Annotated in this window: 19 protein-coding genes; 8 read left to right on the top strand and 11 right to left on the bottom strand. The window is 67.3% G+C overall.

What is annotated here, in order from left to right:
* Positions 1-190: 190 nt before the first annotated feature.
* Entirely contained in the window at positions 191-2,476 is a 2,286-nt protein-coding gene (locus tag ACMZ91_RS00300) for an FdhF/YdeP family oxidoreductase (RefSeq protein ID WP_414576756.1), read from the bottom strand.
* Between the two features lie 243 nt (positions 2,477-2,719).
* Here ACMZ91_RS00300 and fdhD point away from each other — a divergent pair, with 243 nt between their 5' ends.
* On the top strand, positions 2,720-3,559 hold the full coding sequence (fdhD, locus tag ACMZ91_RS00295) for a formate dehydrogenase accessory sulfurtransferase FdhD (RefSeq protein WP_414576758.1): 840 nt from the start codon (positions 2,720-2,722) through the stop codon (positions 3,557-3,559).
* 70 nt (positions 3,560-3,629) lie between these two features.
* On the opposite strand, the gene ACMZ91_RS00290 is transcribed toward fdhD, so the two are convergent.
* The gene (locus tag ACMZ91_RS00290) at positions 3,630-4,166 is read right to left on the bottom strand and encodes a carboxymuconolactone decarboxylase family protein (RefSeq protein WP_149908527.1); all 537 of its coding nucleotides are present in this window, start codon (positions 4,164-4,166) and stop codon (positions 3,630-3,632) included.
* A gap of 106 nt (positions 4,167-4,272) precedes the next feature.
* Here ACMZ91_RS00290 and ACMZ91_RS00285 point away from each other — a divergent pair, with 106 nt between their 5' ends.
* Complete coding sequence (locus ACMZ91_RS00285) at positions 4,273-5,154, top strand: AraC family transcriptional regulator (RefSeq protein ID WP_149908528.1); 882 nt, start codon at positions 4,273-4,275, stop codon at positions 5,152-5,154.
* A 116-nt stretch (positions 5,155-5,270) separates the two neighbouring features.
* On the opposite strand, the gene ACMZ91_RS00280 is transcribed toward ACMZ91_RS00285, so the two are convergent.
* From ACMZ91_RS00280 to ACMZ91_RS00245, 8 genes are all read right to left on the bottom strand, one after another.
* Entirely contained in the window at positions 5,271-5,828 is a 558-nt protein-coding gene (locus ACMZ91_RS00280) for a TetR/AcrR family transcriptional regulator (protein ID WP_414576760.1), read from the bottom strand.
* A gap of 4 nt (positions 5,829-5,832) precedes the next feature.
* Positions 5,833-7,365, bottom strand: coding sequence for an MFS transporter (locus tag ACMZ91_RS00275; RefSeq protein WP_049462649.1), 1,533 nt, complete (start codon positions 7,363-7,365; stop codon positions 5,833-5,835).
* A gap of 151 nt (positions 7,366-7,516) precedes the next feature.
* On the bottom strand, positions 7,517-8,245 hold the full coding sequence (locus ACMZ91_RS00270) for a hypothetical protein (protein ID WP_134951449.1): 729 nt from the start codon (positions 8,243-8,245) through the stop codon (positions 7,517-7,519).
* Between the two features lie 17 nt (positions 8,246-8,262).
* Entirely contained in the window at positions 8,263-8,883 is a 621-nt protein-coding gene (locus tag ACMZ91_RS00265) for a DUF3299 domain-containing protein (RefSeq protein WP_049462650.1), read from the bottom strand.
* Positions 8,873-9,424 (bottom strand): DUF3299 domain-containing protein, encoded by a 552-nt coding sequence (locus ACMZ91_RS00260; RefSeq protein WP_134951446.1) that lies wholly within the window; start codon positions 9,422-9,424, stop codon positions 8,873-8,875. Before ACMZ91_RS00260 ends, ACMZ91_RS00265 begins: the two co-directional genes overlap by 11 nt.
* Before the next feature lie 2 nt (positions 9,425-9,426).
* Positions 9,427-10,680, bottom strand: coding sequence for an ABC transporter permease (locus tag ACMZ91_RS00255; RefSeq protein ID WP_134951447.1), 1,254 nt, complete (start codon positions 10,678-10,680; stop codon positions 9,427-9,429).
* Positions 10,673-11,368, bottom strand: coding sequence for an ATP-binding cassette domain-containing protein (locus ACMZ91_RS00250; RefSeq protein ID WP_032129457.1), 696 nt, complete (start codon positions 11,366-11,368; stop codon positions 10,673-10,675). Before ACMZ91_RS00250 ends, ACMZ91_RS00255 begins: the two co-directional genes overlap by 8 nt.
* A complete protein-coding gene (locus ACMZ91_RS00245; protein ID WP_049462652.1) occupies positions 11,365-11,898 on the bottom strand; it encodes a ZrgA family zinc uptake protein in 534 nt (177 codons plus the stop codon). Before ACMZ91_RS00245 ends, ACMZ91_RS00250 begins: the two co-directional genes overlap by 4 nt.
* 32 nt (positions 11,899-11,930) lie before the next feature.
* On the opposite strand from ACMZ91_RS00245, the gene ACMZ91_RS00240 reads away from it, so the two are divergent.
* Positions 11,931-12,407: a MerC domain-containing protein gene (locus ACMZ91_RS00240; RefSeq protein WP_049462653.1), complete on the top strand. Its 477-nt coding sequence runs from the start codon at positions 11,931-11,933 to the stop codon at positions 12,405-12,407.
* Positions 12,408-12,469: 62 nt separating this feature from the next.
* Here the strand turns inward: ACMZ91_RS00240 and ACMZ91_RS00235 are convergent, their stop codons facing one another.
* Positions 12,470-14,602 (bottom strand): TonB-dependent receptor, encoded by a 2,133-nt coding sequence (locus ACMZ91_RS00235; protein WP_134951448.1) that lies wholly within the window; start codon positions 14,600-14,602, stop codon positions 12,470-12,472.
* Positions 14,603-14,790: 188 nt separating this feature from the next.
* On the opposite strand from ACMZ91_RS00235, the gene ACMZ91_RS00230 reads away from it, so the two are divergent.
* The 5 genes from ACMZ91_RS00230 (at position 14,791) to ACMZ91_RS00210 (ending at position 19,136) form a co-directional block, all read left to right on the top strand.
* Positions 14,791-15,645, top strand: a complete 855-nt coding sequence (locus tag ACMZ91_RS00230; protein ID WP_049462655.1) for a helix-turn-helix transcriptional regulator — start codon at positions 14,791-14,793, stop codon at positions 15,643-15,645.
* 110 nt (positions 15,646-15,755) lie between these two features.
* Positions 15,756-16,133 carry a copper homeostasis periplasmic binding protein CopC gene (copC, locus tag ACMZ91_RS00225; RefSeq protein ID WP_049462656.1) on the top strand — a complete coding sequence of 126 codons (378 nt, stop codon included), beginning with the start codon at positions 15,756-15,758 and terminating at the stop codon, positions 16,131-16,133.
* Positions 16,134-16,143: 10 nt separating this feature from the next.
* Entirely contained in the window at positions 16,144-17,028 is an 885-nt protein-coding gene (gene copD / locus ACMZ91_RS00220; protein WP_049462657.1) for a copper homeostasis membrane protein CopD, read from the top strand.
* A 45-nt stretch (positions 17,029-17,073) separates the two neighbouring features.
* A complete protein-coding gene (locus tag ACMZ91_RS00215; protein WP_049462658.1) occupies positions 17,074-17,772 on the top strand; it encodes a heavy metal response regulator transcription factor in 699 nt (232 codons plus the stop codon).
* Positions 17,769-19,136, top strand: coding sequence for a heavy metal sensor histidine kinase (locus ACMZ91_RS00210; protein ID WP_414576763.1), 1,368 nt, complete (start codon positions 17,769-17,771; stop codon positions 19,134-19,136). The genes ACMZ91_RS00215 and ACMZ91_RS00210 overlap by 4 nt, the downstream gene beginning before the upstream one ends.
* Positions 19,137-19,142: the final 6 nt, after the last annotated feature.

Here is a 19,142-nt window from a genome sequence, read left to right as displayed (position 1 = left end):
TGCTGCCTCGTCGCAGCATCCGGCCATGGCCGCCGAATGCGGTGCGGCGCAATGCTCCGCGCTGGACTGCGCCGCGTACGAGGATGAGGCAATCGCAAGCGCCGGTGCGTTCAGCACCAGGGCAAGGAGGAGCATCCATCGCAGCAGCAGGCCAGGCAGGTTCACCGGACGATGATAGCCGATGAACGCATCACGCAATTGCCTCGGCCATCGCCCGCATCCGCACCGGAATCGACTTGGCCGCCGGCGTGCCGCTGACCCGGTCGTAATAGTCCAGCGGCAGCAGCGGGTTCAACTCGGGGTAGTAACCGGCCAGCGCGCCGCGCGGCATCGGGTAGTCCAGCACGGTCAGGCCCTCGATGCGCCGGTTCACGCCGTCGCCACTGATCGTCTCCAGGCTGACCAGCGCTTCCTTCTCCAGCCCGCGCGCCAGCCGATCCTCGATGTTCATGAACAGCACCATGCGATCGTTGTACACGCCGCGGTAGCGGTCGTTGTAGCTGTAGATGGTGGTGTTGTACTGGTCGTGCGAGCGCACTGTGGCCAACCGCAGCATCCCGGGGTCGTCCACCGGCGCGTCCACGTCCAGGCCCGGCATCACCAGGATGTTGGCCTTGCCGTTGGGCGTGGGCCACACCCGACGGCGCGGTGGAATGTCCAGATGGAAGCCGTGCGGCTGCTGGATGCGCTCGTTGAAGCCGGTGTAGATCTCCGGGTACACCGCCGCGATCAGCTCGCGGATGGGAGCGTAGTCATGCATGCACCCCGCCCAGTCGACCTTGCTGTGCGGCAATGTTGCCATCGCCATGCGGCAGACGATCTCGACCTCCGGGAGCACGTCCGTGCTGACCGGCTCGAGCACGCCGCGCGAAGCGGTCACGTTCGACATCGCGTCTTCGATGGTGACGAACTGCTCGCCGGCAGGCGTAACGATGCGCTCCGAGCGCGCGACCACCGGCAGGATCAGCGCATCGCGACCATGCACCAGGTGACCCCGATTGAGCTTGGTGGCGATGCCGACCGTCAGCTCCAGGCCACGCATGGCCTCGTACGCGCGCGGTGTATCGGGCACGGCGTGGATGAAGTTGCCACCCATACCGATGAACACCTTGGCGCTGCCGTCCAGCATCGCCTCGATCGATTCGACCACGTGATGACCGTGCTCGCGCGGCGGATCGAAGCCGAACACCTGCTGCACGCGGTCCAGATAGGCCGGTTTGGGTTTCTCGTCGATGCCGACGGTACGGTCGCCCTGCACGTTGGAATGGCCACGGATCGGTCCGATGCCTGCGCCGGGCTTGCCGAAGTTGCCACGCAGCAACAGCAGGTTGGCCACCTGCTGCAGCAGGGTCGAACCGTACTGATGCTGGGTCAGGCCCATGCCATAGCAGATCACCGTGGCCTTGGAGCGGATGTAGATCTCGGCGCAGCGGCGGATCTGCGCCTGGGTGATGCCGGAGACCTCCACGATCTCGTCCCAGTCCTGCGCCAGCACGTCTTCGCGTAGCGCCTCCAGGCCCACCGTGTGTTCTGACAGGAACTCATGGTCGAGCACGCGCTCACCCTGCGCCTCGCGCTCGAACATCACCTTCATCATGCCCTTGATCAGGGCCAGGTCGCCGCCGATGCGGATGTGCACGAACTCGCTGGTGATCTCGGTCGAACCGAACGTGGCCATCTGCACCATGTCCTGCGGTTCGGCGAAACGGATCAGCGCGCGCTCGGGCATCGGGTTGACCGCCACGATCGGGATGCCGCGTTTGCGCGCCTCGACCAGGTTGCTCATCATCCGCGGCGAATTGGTGCCGGTGTTCTGGCCGATCACGAAGATCGCCTCGGCGTGCTCGAAATCCTGCAGCACGATGGTGCCCTTGCCCACGCCGATGGCCGGCGGCAGGCCGCGGCTGGTCGGCTCGTGGCACATGTTCGAGCAGTCCGGGAAATTGTTGGTGCCGAACTCGCGCACGAAGATCGAATACAGGAACGCGGCTTCGTTGGGTGTACGGCCGGAGGTGTAGAACTCGGCCTGGTGCGGGCTGTCCAGCGCCTGCAGATGACGGCCGATCAAGGCAAACGCCTCGTCCCAGCTGCACGGAACGTAATGATCGGTGGACGCGTCGTAGCGCATCGGCTCGGTCAGCCGGCCCTGCATCTCAAGCCAGTAGTCGGTCTGCGCCATCAGCTCGGTGACCGTGTGCTGGGCGAACAGCTCGCGGCCAGCACGGAACTGGGTGGCTTCCCAGGCCAACGCCTTGGCACCGTTCTCGCAGAATTCCAGCTTCTTGCGTTCGTCGGCATCAGGGAACGCACAGCTGGGGCACTTGAAGCCACCGGGCTGGTTCATTGCCAGCAGCGCCTTCGAGCCCTTGCCGATCACACTCTGCTGCAACAGCACCTTGGCCGTGGCACCGGCGGCACCCCAGCCACCGGCCGGCTGGTTGTAGGGCTTGTAACGCGGCGGCTTCTGCTCGGACATGTTCGGGAACCTGGCGGGAGGAACACAACAATCAACGGCGCGGGATGGGCCGGATGCGGCTTCTGCAGCGCGGCCAGCCCCGCAGTCAAGCACGGACAAGGCCGCTTCGCCAGAGGCAAAAGCTGTTTTCAGCGCAGCCTGCCATGACAACGGTTACACCCGCGTCAGCGCCCGGCCACTGCGCTATTCTCGAAGCCGTGGGTGGTCCACCACCTGCGTATTTCCCTTGCCCGGACGCGCTGCATGCCTGACTCGACCCCGCCGCACACCCCGCCTGCCGGTACGGCCCAGCGCCCGTTGCAGCGCTGGCGCAGCGAGGGGCACCAGCAGCAGTTCGACGTGGTGGCCGAGGAAGTGCCGGTTGCACTGCGCTACAACGAGGCCGCCTTCGCGGTGATGATGGCCACGCCCTGCGACCTGGAAGACTTCGCGCTGGGTTTTTCGCTCAGCGAGGGGCTGATCACTACGCCCTCGCAACTGCTGTCGATCGAGGTCCGCCCGCAGCTGGAGGGCATCGAACTGCAGATGACCGTTTCCGAAGACGCACCAGGTGCCGATCTGGATCCGGCCAATGGGCGCCTGCTGCCCGGTCGCGGTGGCTGCGGCCTGTGCGGCACGCGCCAGCTGGAGGATGTGCTGCGCCCGCTGCCGCAGATCCGCGAGCGTCGCACCTATCCGCATGCCGCGTTGCAGCGGGCACTGGCCACGCTGGCACAACATCAGCCGATGAATGCGGTGAGTGGATCGACGCACGCCGCGGCCTGGGCCGATGCCAGCGGGCGGATTGGCTGGGTGCGCGAAGATGTGGGCCGTCACAATGCGTTGGACAAACTGATCGGCGCCCTCCATCACAACGAGCATGCCATCGACGGTGGGTTGCTGGTGATTTCCAGCCGCGCCAGCTATGAGATGGTCAGCAAGGCGATACGTGCGGGTGCCAGCGTGCTCGCAGCGGTGTCGGCGCCGACCGCGCTGGCGATCGACCTGGCTCGCAGTGCCGGACTGTGCCTGGTCGGATTCGCGCGGGAGAGCGGGTTCAATGTGTATACGCACCCCGAGCGGCTGCAGGCGGACGACAGGTAGCGCCGATCACCCCGTCTGCTCCATTTCGACCGGCCCGGGCGGCCCATTGCCACCCGGGCCAGACCGTACCTCAGCGCAGCGCCACCTTCGGGAAGTCCACCGGCACGTCGAACGCCACGTTGACGTAGTTGGTGAACAGGTTGAGCGCCACATGGGCGAGGATCTCGACGATCTGCTCGTCATCGAAGCCGGCTGCGCGCAACGCCTGCACATCACTGTCGGCGATCTGCGCACGTTGCTCGACCACCTTCAGCGCGAAGTCGAGCGCCGCCGAAGTGGCCGGATCGCTGGACTGGCCGATCTGCGCGGCGGCCATCTGCTCGCTGCTGGCGCCGGCCTTGCGACCCAGCGCCGTGTGCGCGGCCAGGCAGTATTCGCAGGCATTGCGGTTGGCGATGGCGACGGCGATCTGCTCGCCCAGCAGCGGCGACAGGCGACCGCCGCCCAGTGCGCCGAACGAGCCCCACATGCTCTGCAGGGCGGCCGGCGAATTGGCCACCGCGCGGAACATGGCCGGGGTGGCACCGAAGGCGGCGTGGACCTGGCCCAGCAGGGCCTGGCGGTCGGCGGTGGTGTTGGCGGCATCGATCAGGCGGACACGGGACATGGTGGATCTCCTTGGGAAAGCGCCCGGGATTGGACGACCCGCTCATCCTAGGTAGACTTATTGGACGAATCAGGCCGTATCAGCCACATCTTTTGTCCATACGTCCATGAGCATTTCCCTCGACACCACCGCGCCCGACCGCCTCTCCTCTCTGCTGGAACGCTTCCGGGTGCAGGCCGCGCTGTTCCACAGCGGTCCGCTGTGCGGGCGCCATGTCTTCGAGCCGCAGCCCGGTCGTGCGTTCCTGCATATCCTGCGCCAGGGTGAGATGGAGGTCCGCCATCCCGATGGCGATACCGCGCTGCCACGGTTGAAGATCGACACCCCCAGCCTGCTGCTGTACCCGCAGCCACTGCACCACGTGTTCTTCAATGCGCCGCTGGATGGCCCCGACTTCACCTGCGCCACGCTCGACTTCGATGGTGGCGCGCGCAACCCTATCGTGCAGTCGCTACCGCCGGTGATGGTGGTGCCGCTGGCCGCGATCAGCGAACTGGACGACACCCTGCATCTGCTGTTCACCGAGGCCGACCGCCAACGCTGCGGTTCGCGGCTGCTGACCAACCGGCTGTTCGAAGTGGCGCTGATCCAGATCCTGCGCTGGGTGGTGGATCATCCCGATGCGGCCGGGGTCAGCCACGGGCTGATGCGCGGGCTGTCCGACGCGCGGCTGGCACGCACGCTGGTGGCGATGCACCAGGCGCCGCAGGACGAATGGACGCTGCCGCGCATGGCGTCGACCGCCGGCATGTCGCGTAGCGCGTTCGCAGCCGTGTTCAAGGAGGTGATGCAGGCGACGCCGGCAAGCTATCTGCTCGACTGGCGGCTGAGCCTGGCCTGCGCGCAGCTGCGGGCAGGTGTGGCGGTCAAGCAGGTGGCGATCGAGGTGGGGTTTGCCGATACCGCGTCGTTGTCGAAGGCGTTCCGCAAGCGGTTGGGGGCTTCGCCGAGGGCGTGGTTGGCTGCGAGTGCAGCGCAGGTCGAGTAAATGGAGAGGGGTAGAGTCGACCGCTGGTCGACTATCGCGCGAAGCGCGGGATTTTCGTGAGCAGCCGACCAGCGGTCGGCTCTACCAAGAGCGGCGTCCCCGCGTCGGTCGACGGCTCAGCTGGACGTCCCATCAGACTTCGCCAGCAGCCCGGCGATACGCTCCGCCACCTGGGCGCGCACGCTTTCATCCAGCTGCCCTTCGTACATCGCTTCGTAGATCCACAGGCCATCGGCCGCCAGCCGCGCTACGAAACTGTCGAGCGCGGCCGGATCCTGTTCCGCGGCCGACGGCGGCAACGGTGCCCAGCGCCGCACTGCCGGTCCCCACGGACGCTCGTCGGCGTCCGGGTCGGCCGATTCGAGCATGAACATCAGCTCGGCGCGGGTGGCGCTCTGCGCCGACACACGCACGAAGGTCTGGTAGCGCTCCAGCGCCGTGGCCTCGCCTGCGGTCTTGCCCAGCAGCGACTCCATCGACGCTTCCCAGGCCTGCACCAGGTGCTCGTCGATACCGCGCAGCAGCGCTTCGCGCGACGGGAAGTGATACAGCAGGCCGCCACGGGTCAGCTTGGCCTCGGCCGCCACCGACTCGAAGGTCACCGCGCGCACGCCGTCACGATTGATCACGTTGACGGCGGCGTCGAGGATGCGGTCACGCTTGCTGGTTCTCATCGCGTCATTTTACGCGATCGGCCGCACCCTCGCGGCCACCGACGCGCCCCCGCAGCAGGCGCGCGATGATCGCCGCGCCCACTGCCAGCACCACCGTGATCACCAGCAGCACGATCTGGTAGCCGCGGTCATACGCGGCCGTGGCCAGTGCGAACCACTCGCCCTGCCCGCTTTCGCGTGCCGCGTGCAGCGCCTGGGTGAAGCCTTCGCGGGCAAGCTCGGGCATGTCGGCCGAGGCCGGCAGGAAGGCGCCGTACATTGCCGCACTCAGGCTGCCCAGCATCGCCACCGCCAGCAGGCCACCGAATTCGTAGGACACCTCTTCCACCGACGAGGCCATGCCCGCGCGGTGCGCCGGTACGTTGTTGAGGATGGCAGTGGACGCCACCGAGATGGCCGAGCCCATGCCAAAGCCGGTGATGGCCATGCCAGCCACCACCCAGCCGAGGCCATGCGGGAAGCCGAACGCCACCACGCCGACACCCAACGCACCTGCGGCGAGACCGCCGCAGATCAGCGGGCGCAGGCCCACGCGGTGCAGGATGCTGCCACCCAGCAGCGCACTGGGCAGGCTGCCCAGCGCCGCCACCGATACCAGCAGGCCTGCCTGCAGCGGTGTGAAGCCTGCCACCAGCTGGAAACGCTGGGTTGTAACCAGCTGCAGGCCGGCCATCGCGAACAGGGTGAACACCGCCGACAGCGTGCCGGCCAGGAACGCCGGATTGCGGAAGATCGCGAAGTCCAGCAACGGGTACGGCAACTGCTGCTGGCGACGTGCGAACGCCGCGCCGCTGATGACGGCCAGCAACAGCGCACCGGCACCCAGCGCATACGACGGCGGCGTAGCGATCAGTGACTTGATCGCCAGCACCAGGCCGGACAGCGCCGCCAATGCCAGCAACGAAGACACCAGATCCCACGGCCGCGAGGTATCGCGCTGGCCTTCCGGTGCCAGCAGCAGCGTGGCCACGAATGCGACCACCACCACCGGCACGTTGATCAGGAACACCGAGCCCCACCAGAAGTGCTGCAGCAGCCAGCCGCCGATGATCGGACCCAGCGCTGCACCGACGATGGCCACCGAGCCCCAGATCGCGATGGCGATGTTGCGCTCTCTCTCTTCGTGGAAGCTCAGGCCGATCAACGCCAACGTGGCCGGCATCATCGCGGCCGCGCCGATCGCCAGGAACGCGCGCGCGGCAATCAGCTGCGCCGCTGTACCAGCGAACGCCGCTGCCAGCGAGGCGATGCCGAACACCACCAGGCCGATCAGGAACATGCGGCGGTGGCCGATGCGGTCGCCCAGCGTGCCCGCGCCCAGCAGCAGGCCGGCCATCACCAGCGGATAGGCGTTGATGATCCACAGTGCCTGGCCGGCACTGGCCGAGAGTTCCTCGGTCAGGGTGGGCAGTGCGGTGTAGAGCACGGAGTTGTCGAGCGTAACCAGCAGCAGGCCGGCGGCGACGGTGAACAGCAGCGCCCAGCGACGGGCACGCGACAGGGCCGGAGCACCGGCCAGGGGCTGGGACAAAGCCATGGGAGAACCTGGTGGGATCGAGTACGGCCATAACTATACCGGATATCCTGTATAGTTATGATCTTCGGAATCCACCAGTTCAGGGTCTGTAGGGGCAAGTCTGTTTGGCTGAACCGCCAGCCAGGCATGGCCTGGCTCTACTGGTAAACGCTTATCGGCAGTCTTCCGGCAGCGCGGCAATCGCCGACACCACCGCACCCTGCATGCCCTGCCCCACGGCCATGTCCAGTTCCCCGCCCGTTCCCCCATGCTGGCGCCGCAGTTCGTCCTCGCACAGCCCGCGCACCCGCGCACGGGCATTGGCGCGCAGGCTGCTGCATCGCCAATCGGTGCCACCCAGCGGCAACACCGAATACACCACGCTGTTGCAGGCGTTACCGGCCCGCTGCTGCAGCGACAGGCCGCCGAAATCACGCGGTTCGCTGCTGCGCTGCGGATCGAAATAGCTGTCCGGGAAGGTGCGCGCGTACTGTTCGATGTCCACCTGCATGCTGCGCCCGCCGGCCAACGGCATCTGCAGCGGCTGGCCACAGCGCGTGGCGTCGGCCCGATGCTGGATGTACTGGTAGATCGGCCGGTCCAGCGTTGGATCCTGCTGGGTCACCGCACTGACCGCCGCCAACACCGGCAGCGATGCACGATTGGCCATGCGCGCCAGCAGCCCCGTCTGTGCCGGCTGGCAGCGGTCGCGCAACGTTGCCGCAAGCAGGAACAGCACGTCGTTGCGAAAAGCGTGGTCTTCGCCGAGGCGTTGTTCGATGCGCTGGCTGGCATCGGTCGCGGGTGCCGGGAAGGCGATCGCCGGTGGCTCGGTCACGTCGACGCGCAGGTGCCACCACACCAGCAACACCACGCTGGTGACCAACACGCCCGCAACGATGATCCAACGCGTGCGCTTCAATTGTGGATCGCCGTCAGTGTCGCCGCAGCCGCGTCGTAGGACGCGCTGGCGATATCCGCATCGAAGCGCTTGACCTGCAGGCGACCGGCCAACCGGTACGGATCCCACAGGTCGCCCAGTGCGATCGGCGTGGCCAGGGTCACATGGATGATCTGGTTCGGTGGCGGTGGCGGCACATGGATGCAGGCCCCGTAGAACGGCACGAACAACAGTTCCTCGACCAGTCCCGCGTCGTTGGTGCCCAGCGGCACCACGTAGCCATCCAGATCCACCGCGCGACCGTCGACAGCGTCGACCACGCGCGAAGAGCCGAACTGCTTGGCGCGATCCGGGCTGGAATGGTCGATTTCCTGTCCCGGTGGCGTGCCCGAGCCGGTGTCGTCGATCAGCCCGCCCACCCCGTCCATGCCATTGCGTGACAGGCCGATCTGCGGCGGCGGACGCTGGTAGGTCACTTCGTCGGGCCGCAACGCGTCCCAGCGAGCGATGGGCGCTTCGGTCGTGGCGGAGGGCGCCGGTTTGCCCTGCGGCGTGACCACGACGGCATCGTCGCCCGGCGACGTACAGCCTGCCAACCAGACGCATCCCAGCACCAACAGCAGATGACTACGGCTCATAAGGCCTCAACTGTGCGTCACGCATGGTATAGGCGGAGCCGGCCAGATCGTCATCCAACCGTTCGGCACGCAGTGTGCCGGCCAGGAAGAACGGCGAATACATGTCCGGCATCTCGATCGGGCGCGGCAGCACCACGTGCACGATCTGGTTCGGCGGTGGCGGCGGCACATGGATGCAGGCGCCGTAGTACGGCACGAACAGGAATTCGGTCAGCCGCCCGTCCTGCGCGTTGGCCAGCGGCACCACGTAACCCGGCAAGCGCACCGGCCGCTGCAGCACGGTATCCACGGTGCGGAACGTACCGAACTGCGGCATGCGCCGGTTGCCGTTGTGCTCGACCTCCGGGCCCTCGCCGCGCTCCAGCGCCGCCAGTTCTTCCTTCGGCATCATCTGCAACCAGTCCAGTTCCTGCTCCTCGACAGCTGCCGGGGCATCGCGATCGACCACCGGTGACGGTGGCAGCGCCTGCACGCCGGTATCGACCGGGCGTTCGCAGGCGCTCAGCACCAGTAACATTGGCAACAGCGGTAACCAGCGCATGCTCAGCCCCCGGGTGACAGGCCATCGGCCAGCGTGCGCCGATAGGCCAGCAGCGCCGGTACCAGGCCGGCCACCGCGCTGATCGCCAGCACACCCGCCACCCACGTCAGTTCGCGGCCATCCGGCCACACATGGGTGATCGACAGGCCAAAGTTGGCCAGCGCCCAGCCACGCCCGGCAATGCTGGCGGCCACCAGTGCAGCCAGTGCAAGCACGCAGGCAAGCGCGCTGGTCGCCACCGCCTCCACCACCAGCAGGCTGGCGATATAGCCCGGGCGTGCACCGATGGCACGCAGCACGGCCATCTCGCGCCGGCGCTCCTGCAGTGTCGAGACCAGCAGCGCCACCAGCGACACCATGCCCAGCAGCACCACCATTGCACTGATCAGCTGCAGTGCCCGCTCGGCGGTGCCCAGTGACTGCCACAGCTGCTGCAACGTCACGCCGGGCAGGATCGCCAGCATCGCCTCGTCCGGGTACTCGTTGATCCTGCGCTGTACCGAGAACGTGGCGATGCGCGAATTCAGGCCGAGCATGAAGGCGGTGATGCTGGTCGGGGTCAGGTCCAGATGGCGCGCCTGCTCGGCGCTGACACTCTGGCTGCGCAGCTGCACGCCGGAGCGCCAGTCGACGTGGATCGCCTCGATGGCCGGCAGCGAGACCAGCACCGAGGAATCGACCGGCGTGCCGGTGCGCTGCAGGATGCCGGCCACGCGGAACGGTTTGTCGGCGTGCGTGGCCAGCGTGACTGCGCCGGTGCCGTGCGCCAGCACGATCTCATCGCCGATGCCGACCTTCTGTGCGTGCGCCACCTCTGCGCCGATCACGGCGTCGTACAGATCGTCGAACGGCCGCCCCTGCGCAAACGCCAGCGCATGCCCCGCGCCGTAACGATAGTGCTCGAAGTAGCCGCCACTGGTGCCGACCACCCGGTAGCCGCGCCACGAATCGCCCAGCGACAATGGCACCGCCCACTTCACCTGCGGCAGCGAGGACAGCTCCTGGTAGGACTGCCAGGACACGTTGTTGGTCGGGTCGCCGATGTGGAACACCGAATACAGCAGCAGGTTCACCGGCCCTGATCGCGCGCCGACGATCAGGTCGGTGCCTGAGACGGTGCTGGCGAAACCTTCATGCGCCTGCGCGCGCACGCGCTCGACACCGAGCAGCAGCACCACGCTGAGGGTGATCACCAGCACGGTGAGGCTGACGCTCAATGCGCGGCTGCGCAGGCTGGCCCAGGCAAGCTCAAGCATGGGTGCCACCTGCGTGATTGATCTGCGACAACGCGATGGTGCGGTCGAACAAGGGCTGCAGGCTTTCATCGTGGCTGACCACCAGCACCGTGGTACCGGCGGCCCGGCACTGTGCGGACATCAGCTGCAGGAAGGCGGTCGCGGCTTGGCGATCCAGCGCCGAGGTCGGCTCGTCGGCCAGCAGCACCGCCGGCCGGCCGATCAGCGCACGTGCAGCGGCCACGCGTTGCTGCTGGCCGACACTCAGGGTGCCGGCCGCACGCTTGGACAGCGCCGGATCCAGCTGCAGCGCTTCCAGCAGGCGCAGGATCTCATCGTCCAGCGGCCCGCTGATGCGCTCGCTGCGCACCGGAGAAAAGCGCAGGCCCAGCGCGATGTTGTCGCGCACGCTGAGGAACGGCAGCAGGTTGAACTGCTGGAAAATCACGCCCAGGTGATCGGCACGAAAGCGATCACGCGCGGCACCCCGCATCATCTGCAGCGCGTGACCCGCCACTTCGACGCGCCCCCTGCCGGGCAGCAGGACGCCGGCCAGCAGGCCGAGCAAGGTGCTCTTGCCGCCACCGCTCACTCCACGCAACAGCACGCTGCTGCCCTGCTCTATCAGCAGCTGCGGGATATCCAGCACCAGGCGTGTTGCGTAGCCGAACTGCACATCCTCCAGGGCGATCACCGCTGGCGTGCTCACGGCGCCAGCACCACGCGCAGGTTGTCGGCACTCAGCACGCTGCGGTCCTGGCCGTTGGCCGTCGCACTGTTGACGATGACTTCGTGCAACCCGGGGAACAGCACCGGCAGGCGCACGACCAGGGCGCGCAATGCACTCGGATTCGTGCAGCGATACTGCAGGTTGGCACTGAAACCGGCGTGGCGATGCTGCCCGGCCGCTGGCACAGCGGCGGTCGCAGCGAAGCCTTCGGCACTGGCGTCACTGCTGGCCAGGCGGCAGTTGGCGGCGGTGGGCAGGGTGACCCAGCTGCCGCCCTTCAGCAATGCCGTGGCGCGCGACAGTGCCGCCTGCTCGGTCGCGTTGGCGGGCGGTCGCTCGAAATCAAGAATGCCGATGCCCGGCGCCTGCAGGGCGAACTCCAGCGTTCCCTGGTCGAGAGCGAGATCAACAGTGGCCTGGCCGTGCACGTGTGGCGCGTGCTGGCGGACATCGTGTGCCTGAGCCGCGTTGGCAGCCAGCAGCAGGAAAAGAGCAGCAGGAAGCTTCATGGGGGAGACTCCAATTGTTACTATGTAACATAATGGACCACATCCCCCCGACCCCCGCAAGGGCTCTGGCCCAGCCGCCAACTTCGGCACGCTGGCATCCCCGTTTCGATCTGGCCGGCGCCTGGCTGTCGCTGGCCTGCGCCGCCCATTGCATCGCCCTGCCCCTGCTGCTGGCCTTCGTGCCGGCGGCAATGATGGCGCTGCGCTCGTTCCAGCACCCCGGCCACGGTGTGATGACGCTGCTGTTGATGATGTCGCGCTGGGAATGGTTGTTTGCATTGATGGCCTCGACTCTGGCGCTGGCCAGTACCACGGCCGGGCTGTACCGGCATGGGCGCTGGCTGCCGATGCGGCTGGCCGTGGTTGGCGCGATCCTGCTGGTGTCGGCGTCGCTGTACCTGCCGCTGAAGGAATCGCTGCTGTGGCATGGCGTGGCCACCGCCTGCGGTGGCGTGCTGCTGGCATGCGCGCACATCGGCAACCGGCGGGCATTGCACGGCCCACGGTAGCGCCGGGCCATGCCCGGCGGGGTGCCGCCATCCACGCTTGGCGTGGATCTACCGTGGATTCGTCAGAAGCGGTAACCCACTTCCGCGCCGAAGATGCGCGGGCTGTCGACCGGGCCGTAGTAGTTTCCGTCGCGCCCGAAGGCCAGGTTGTCGAAGATCAGGCCATTGATGCGGCGCTTGTTGGTCAGGTTCTGCACGAACACCCGCGCGCTCCACGGCCCGGTCTCATAGCCCAGCTGCGCACCGAGCACGGCCACTGCGGGCTGGAACGCGCGGTTGCGTTCATCCAGTGCACTGGAGCCGGTGAACTGCGATTCCAGCCGTGCATGGATGCCTGAGTCGAACTGATAGCGCGCCGCCAGATAGCCAGTGTAATGAGGGGTCAGCTTGACCCGCTTGCCATCCAGGTTCTGGTCCACGCTGACCCACAGCTTGGTGTACTTCGCATCGACGTAGCCCACATTCGCCATCAGGGTGAAGCCCGGCAGCACTTCAAACACGCCCTCCAGCTCGGCACCGCGCGAACGGATCGAGGCATCCGAACCTACGTAGTCCGACGAGATCGGGCGGCCGTTGGCATCGGTGGCCACCTGGATCTCCTGCCAGTTGTCCGAGGTGATGTGGAACAGCGCGCCGCCGATGTGGCCACGACCGCCGGCCAGGTTCATCTTGAAGCCCAGCTCATGGCTCCACATGCGCTCGGACTCGTAGCGCAGCACCTTGTCGTTGACCACATCGCTCTGCGCCGCAGCCAGATTGAAGCCACCCGGAATGTAGCCCTTTGCCGAGGCCGCGTAGAAGGACAGGTCGTCAGTGGCGTCGTAGCGCAGCGACACCCGCGGCAGCGTGGCCGAGAAGGTATGCGCCAGCGCTGCATCGCGGTACAGCACGCGGCCACCGGCGCCCAGGTCCAGCGCACCGGCACGCTGTTCGGTGGAGCGCCGTGCCTGCTCATGGCGCAGGCCGGCGCTGGCCGTCAGCTTCGGCACCGCCGGGAAGGTATAGCTGGCGGTGGCGAAGACGCTGTAGTCCTCGCCCTTGGAGGTCTGCCGCGGCGCCAGGTTGTAGCTGTCCAGCCCATGCAGCGCCGGTCCGACGAAAGTGCCCAGGATCGAATCCTTGCTGTTGCGGTAGGTCGACACACCGGCCATCCAGGTCAGCGCCTGGTCGCTGGGCGAGCTGAAGCGCGCCTCGGCCGTCCATTCCTTCTTCCTGTCGTAGATGCGGCCGGCCAATGCCGGGCTGTTGGTCATGTCGAAGTCGTAGCCGGCCGAGGTCACCTCCTCGTCCCGCCAGGAAGCGGCCACGTCCAGCGTGCCGGCCTGCAGCTGCCATTGCGCACTGAGGCCCGCCACCGTTTCGTCCTTTTCGGTGCGTTTGGGGGCATCGTTGATGTAGGTGAAGTCACCGGCACGGCGGCCGCCATTGAGCGATGTGCCGTAGGTGCGGTTGTAGAGGCCGGTATCCAGCGGCAGGTATTCATACTCGAACATGCCCGGCGCGCGGGTGCGCAGATGATAGGCCAGCGCGTTCACCGAAACGTAATCGCTCGGCCGCCAGCGCAGCTTGCCCTGCAGGTAGCCTTCGCCGACCTTGCCGCGCGCACCGGAAGGTGTGAGGTTCTTCAGGTAGGCGTCCTCATCGGAGCCCATGAACGCCACCGAGCCGGACAGGCTGCCCGTCTTGTTCAGCGGCCCTGCCAGGAAGCCATCGAGAGCGGTGCCATTGCCGTTGCCGAACCAGGTGCTGCGCACATTGATCTCGCCCTCGCGTGCATCAGCCGGGCCGCGTGTGCGCACCAGTACCAGGCCGGATTCGCTGTTGGCGCCGTACAGCGTGCCCTGCGGGCCGCGCAGCACCTCCACCGACTCGACCTGGTTGAGCACGGCATTGCTCAGCTCGCGGAACGGAATGCCATCGATGTAGACCGAGGCACGATTGACCAGGAATGGATTGGACTCGATGCCGCGGATCGAGATGAACATGTTGCTGAGCTGCCCCATCGCATTGAACTTCACGTTGGGCGCGAGCTTGTCGAGGTCACGGAACTCGATGACGCCCGCTTCTTTCAGCGCCTGCCTGTCGAGCACCGTCACCGACAGATCGCTCTTCAGGTATGGGGTATCGCGCTTGGAACCGGTGACGCGGACACCGTCGAGCGTGGCCGGGTCGGCCTGCTGGGCAAGGGCGGGCAAGGCAGGAACGAGCAGGGATGCTGCGATGAGCGCGGCAGCAGGCGTGGACGACTTCAAAGCGGGAACCTCGACGGATGGAGTGGCGGACGCGCGGGCGGCGGCAGCGCGGGACAAGAGTGTTATCCTGTAACATTCGCGTCCTGCCGCCACTCCATTTCCGGCAGCGCCGCTCCATTCCCGGATCCGTGATGCCCGCCCTCGCCGACCAGCTGCTGCAGGAAACCCGGTCGCAGGCCCCTGCGGCCTACGCCAGCCACGATGGTGCGGTGGTGCTGCTGCGCCATCGCTTCGATGCCAGCGAAGGTGAGATGGGACATCCGCAGCAACTGCGCCTGGGCCTGGCCGTGGGCGGCGGCGGTCGGCTGCAGCAGCACACCCTCAGCGGTCTTCTGCAGGCGCCGTGGCGGCCCGGCCAGTTCAATCTGGTGCTGCCGGGAGACACCGGCACCTATGCCAGCCCCGCGGTCGATCTGCTCGGCATCGCCATCGATACCCACCTGCATCCGCAGGATCCGCAGCAGTTGCAACAGCTGCAGCCGCTGGCGGCGCGGCTGCACCACGACCCGGTGATTACTTCGGTGCTGCAGGCGCTGTGGTGCAGCGCGCAGGCTGATGTTTGCCTGCCCGGCCTCCTCGAGCATGGCGCGCAGGTGCTGCTGCACCGCCTGGGTCAGCTTGCCGGTCAGCCGCGCCAGGCGCGTGGCACGGTGTCCCCACTGTCGGCCCGACGGTTGCGACAACTGGAGGCCTACATCGACGCGCAACACGGCCAGGCGCTGACCGTTCCACAGCTGGCCGCTGCAGTGCAGATGGAGGCCGCGACGTTCGGCCGCGCGCTGCGTGCGGCCACTGGCCTGCCGCCCTATGCGTTCCTGACCGAGCACCGCATGCAGCGGGCGCGCGCCGAACTCGCGCAGGGCCGGCGTGTCACCGAGGTTGCGCTGGCCAGCGGATATGCCAATCCCAGCAAGTTCAGCGCGGCGTTCCGGCGTGTGGTCGGTTGTTCGCCGTCAGCATGGATCGCGCAGTCACGGGCCCGGTAGTGCCGGCCGCTGGCCGGCCGCCAACATTACAAACTGGTAATGTCCAGGTCAGGGCCTCGAAAGGCGGTGGACGTCACCCTGCAGGCCACTTCCTCATCGGTGATCCGCATATGACCCGCTCCCTGTTCCGCGTCGCCCCGCTCGCCCTGCTGCTGTCCGGCCTTTCGGCCGCGCCGCTGGCGCTGGCCCATCCCAGCCTGGTGCGTTCGACGCCAGCGGCCGATGCCACCGTGGCCCCGGCCAGCCAGATCGAGCTGCAGTTCAGTGAGAAGGTGATGCCGCGTGCCACCCGCATCGAACTGAGCATGGACCACGGCCGCATGAAGATGGCGATGCCAACCACGGCGCAGGAGATCTCCGAGGACGGCCACACCCTGCGCGCGCGCTTTGCCAAGCCGCTGCCCGCCGGCAGTTACGCACTGCAGTGGCGCGCGGTCGGCCAGGACAGCCATCCGATCACCGGCACCTACAGCTTCACCGTGAAGTAAGGCCATCGCTGTGGCCGAGCTTTCGCCATACGCGCTGCGGCTGGCGCTGTATCTGGCCCTGATGCTGCTGTTCGGGCGGATGCTGTTCGTCCGCCCCGGACTGCCGCGCAGCGTCTCGCTGGCCCTCGTTCTGGTGGCACTGGTGCTGGTCGGCATCGATGCGGTCACCCGATTGTCCGGCGTGCTTGGCATATCACCGGTCGACATCGATGGCGAGACAGCGCGCTGGTTTCTTACCGGTACGCCGGTGGGCGAGGCGGGACTGCTGCGCATCCTGGCCCTGCTGGCGATGCTGCCGCTGCTGGCAGTCAATCGCCCGGTGCAGGGCCTGCGCCGTCCTGCACTGCTGGCACTCTCGGCGGTGACCCTGGCCAGCCTCGCCTGGAACGGCCACGCCGCTGCTGGCGATGGGGTCGCTGGCCGGCTGCGTCTTGCTGCCGGCATCGTGCACCTGCTGGCGGCCGGTGCCTGGATCGGTGCGATCGCCGCCATCGTGCAGCTGGCACTGCGCCGCCAGGGCCTGCGCCTGCGCGAACGCACCCACGAGCTATGGCAGGCCGCGCACGGCTTCGCCCTGCCCGGCACGATCATCGTCGCCCTGCTGGCGATGACCGGCACCTATACCTATGTCGATCTCGGCGGTTCCATACAGACCCTGACCGGCGCCGCGCATGGACGCTGGCTGCTGCTCAAGCTGGCACTGGTGGGTGGCATGCTGGGCCTGGCCGCGCTGCATCGCTGGCGGCTGGTGCCGGCGCTGGCGGTCTCCATCCGGGGTGGCTGGCAGCCCAGGCCGCTGCGTTCACTGCGCCACAGCCTGGCCTGCGAATCGGTACTGGCGCTGCTGGTGCTGGCCTGTGTCGCGATTCTCGGCACGCTGGATCCGCTGGCATGAGACTGCGCAGCCAGCCCACGCCCAAGCTGCGATGATGGGCGCACCATGAAACTGCTGATCGTCGAAGACGAACCCAAGACCGGCAACTACCTGCGCCAGGGCCTGATCGAGGCCGGCTACGTGGTCGATCTCGCCTGCAACGGCGTCGACGGGCTGCACCTGGCCGGTAGCGGCGAGTACCAGCTGGTCATTCTCGATGTGATGCTGCCCGGTCTGGATGGCTGGAGTGTGCTGTCGCGGCTGCGCGAGGCCGGCTGGCAGGTGCCGGTACTGTTCCTGACCGCGCGCAGCAGCATCGCCGACCGCGTGCAGGGCCTGGAGCTTGGGGCCGATGATTACCTGGGCAAGCCGTTCGCCTTCGCCGAGCTGCTGGCACGCGTGCGCACGCTGCTGCGCCGTGGCCAGGCGCTGCCGCAGGCCGAACGCATCGTCATCGCCGACCTGGTGGTGGATACCCAGCGCCGCCGGGTGGAGCGTGGCGGCCAGCGCATCGCGCTCAGCCAGAAGGAGTACACCCTGCTGGAGCTGCTGGCACGCCGCCGTGGCGAAGTGCTGCCGCGCTCGCTGATCGCCTCGCAGGTGTGGGACATGAACTTCGACAGCGACACCAATGTCATTGATGTGGCGATCCGCCGCCTGCGCGCGAAGATCGACGATGATTTCGACGCCAAGCTGATCATTACCGTGCGCGGCATGGGCTACGTGCTCGAAGCACCAGACGACGGCGCTGTGAGCAACGGATGAGCCTGCGCCGTTCCATCGCGGTGCGGCTGACCCTGCTGTTCGCCATCGTGGCCACGCTGGTGCTGGCCGCATTGGGCGTGGCCATCTATGTCAGCGCCCGCCATGACCTTGTCGCCCAGGACTTCATCGAACTGGAGAACAAGGTTGCATTGATCAGCGATATTGCTGGCAATGGGCCCGCCGCCGCACGCGGCCCGCGGTTGGCAGAGGCGCTCAGCCATCATCCCGATATCGCCTTCCACATTGTCGATGGCCACGGAGCCGTGCTGTTCTCGACCGCACCTGCACTGCTGCGCGAGCACGCACGCAGCCAGCCCATCGACGCCGCGCCACGGCGGCACGACTGGATTCTCGACGATGGTCGCTGCATGCATGCCCTGCACCTGCGGCAGACCCTGGCCGACGGCAGCCAGCTGGTCACCCTGCTGGCCATCGATGACGACCGCCATGCCGATTTCCTGCAGCGCTTCCGCCATCTTCTGGCGATCGCCATCATCGGCGCCGCCGTGGCCAGCAGCCTGCTCGGCGGCTACGTAGTGCGACGCACGCTGCGACCGCTGCGCACGTTGGCCGATGAAGCCCGGCAGATCACCGCCGGTCGATTGCAGCGGCGTCTGAGCGCGCGCACGGCACCGGCCGAACTGGAACAGCTGGCACAGACACTCAACGGCATGCTGGCGCGCCTGCAGCAGGACTTCGCGCGCCTGACCGAGTTCTCTGGTGATCTGGCCCATGAGCTGCGCACGCCGATCACCAACATGCTGACCCAGGTACAGGTGGTGCTGGCCCACCCGCGCAGCAACGAGGCCTACCGCGAGACGCTGGCGTCGTGTGCCGAGGAGCTGCAGCAGCTGGCGCAGACCGTAGGCGACCTGCTGTACCTGGCGCAGGCCGAAGCGCCGGGCGCACTGCCCTCGCGTGAGCCGGTGGCGCTGGATGCGGTGGTGGATTCGCTGCTGGAGTTCTATGACCTGCTGGCCGAGGACCGGCAATTGACCCTGCGCCGCGACGGCGTGGCGAGCGTGGAAGGCAACCGTCTGATGCTGCACCGGGCGATCGCCAATCTGCTGTCGAATGCGTTGAAGCACGCAGCCGTGGGCAGCGAGGTGCGGGTGCAGCTGGTCGAGGGCGATGGCGTGTGCAGGGTCAGCGTGCACAATCTCGGCCCGCCGATTGCCGAAGCAGCACTGCCGCGCCTGTTCGATCGCTTCTATCGCGGCGAGCGTGGCCGCCACGAAGGTGCCGGACTGGGCCTGGCGATCACCCGTGCGATTGCACAGGCGCATGGCGGAACGGTAAGCGTGACCTCCGATGAAACCGGCACCGTGTTCGAGCTGGTGCTGCCAAGCGCATCAGCCCGGTAGTGCCGG

This window comes from Stenotrophomonas sp. FR024 (assembly GCF_047500745.2).
GTDB lineage: Bacteria > Pseudomonadota > Gammaproteobacteria > Xanthomonadales > Xanthomonadaceae > Stenotrophomonas > Stenotrophomonas maltophilia_A.
This window is presented reverse-complemented; position numbering and strand designations above follow the sequence as displayed.

What these genes read in the sequence shown, in the direction of transcription:
- ACMZ91_RS00230 (WP_049462655.1), top strand. Translation starts at nt 14,791, where the DNA reads ATGCCCGCCCTCGCCGACCAGCTGCTGCAGGAAACCCGGTCGCAGGCC.
- copC (WP_049462656.1), top strand. Translation starts at nt 15,756, where the DNA reads ATGACCCGCTCCCTGTTCCGCGTCGCCCCGCTCGCCCTGCTGCTGTCC.
- ACMZ91_RS00300 (WP_414576756.1), bottom strand. Translation starts at nt 2,476, where the DNA reads ATGTCCGAGCAGAAGCCGCCGCGTTACAAGCCCTACAACCAGCCGGCC.
- ACMZ91_RS00245 (WP_049462652.1), bottom strand. Translation starts at nt 11,898, where the DNA reads ATGAAGCTTCCTGCTGCTCTTTTCCTGCTGCTGGCTGCCAACGCGGCT.
- ACMZ91_RS00280 (WP_414576760.1), bottom strand. Translation starts at nt 5,828, where the DNA reads ATGAGAACCAGCAAGCGTGACCGCATCCTCGACGCCGCCGTCAACGTG.
- fdhD (WP_414576758.1), top strand. Translation starts at nt 2,720, where the DNA reads ATGCCTGACTCGACCCCGCCGCACACCCCGCCTGCCGGTACGGCCCAG.
- ACMZ91_RS00240 (WP_049462653.1), top strand. Translation starts at nt 11,931, where the DNA reads ATGGACCACATCCCCCCGACCCCCGCAAGGGCTCTGGCCCAGCCGCCA.
- ACMZ91_RS00215 (WP_049462658.1), top strand. Translation starts at nt 17,074, where the DNA reads ATGAAACTGCTGATCGTCGAAGACGAACCCAAGACCGGCAACTACCTG.
- ACMZ91_RS00275 (WP_049462649.1), bottom strand. Translation starts at nt 7,365, where the DNA reads ATGGCTTTGTCCCAGCCCCTGGCCGGTGCTCCGGCCCTGTCGCGTGCC.
- ACMZ91_RS00210 (WP_414576763.1), top strand. Translation starts at nt 17,769, where the DNA reads ATGAGCCTGCGCCGTTCCATCGCGGTGCGGCTGACCCTGCTGTTCGCC.
- ACMZ91_RS00260 (WP_134951446.1), bottom strand. Translation starts at nt 9,424, where the DNA reads ATGCGCTGGTTACCGCTGTTGCCAATGTTACTGGTGCTGAGCGCCTGC.
- ACMZ91_RS00255 (WP_134951447.1), bottom strand. Translation starts at nt 10,680, where the DNA reads ATGCTTGAGCTTGCCTGGGCCAGCCTGCGCAGCCGCGCATTGAGCGTC.
- ACMZ91_RS00285 (WP_149908528.1), top strand. Translation starts at nt 4,273, where the DNA reads ATGAGCATTTCCCTCGACACCACCGCGCCCGACCGCCTCTCCTCTCTG.
- ACMZ91_RS00290 (WP_149908527.1), bottom strand. Translation starts at nt 4,166, where the DNA reads ATGTCCCGTGTCCGCCTGATCGATGCCGCCAACACCACCGCCGACCGC.
- ACMZ91_RS00265 (WP_049462650.1), bottom strand. Translation starts at nt 8,883, where the DNA reads ATGAGCCGTAGTCATCTGCTGTTGGTGCTGGGATGCGTCTGGTTGGCA.